At 75.4% G+C, this 285-nt stretch carries 1 pseudogene; it reads left to right on the forward strand.

Going from position 1 to position 285, the window contains the following annotated elements:
- A pseudogene (locus H5965_RS46070) lies at positions 1–254 on the forward strand (hypothetical protein); the annotation flags it as partial.
- Positions 255–285 lie beyond the last annotated feature (31 nt).

The following is a 285-nucleotide window of genomic DNA, read 5'->3' on the forward strand; positions in this document are numbered from 1 at the left end:
GGGATCCCGTGGTGCTGCGGCAGATGGGCGCGCAGGCGGTGGCCGGCGGGGACGGCGTCGTGACCGTCGAGTCCGCCGCGGAGAAGCCGGCCGACCCGTCGGGCTTCAACGCGCTCTGGGGCATGGTGGCGGTCACCGCGGACCAGGCCCACCGGCTGCCGGACGTCGCGCGGCGGGACGCGGACAGCCCCCTGGCCGGGGCGCGCGCCCTGATGGTGGCGCGGATCGTCAACTACAACCCCACCGAGGGATGAGCATGCTCGCCGACGTGATGGCGGCGCTGGA

Source organism: Amycolatopsis sp. 505 (genome assembly GCF_031625235.1).
GTDB lineage: Bacteria > Actinomycetota > Actinomycetes > Mycobacteriales > Pseudonocardiaceae > Amycolatopsis.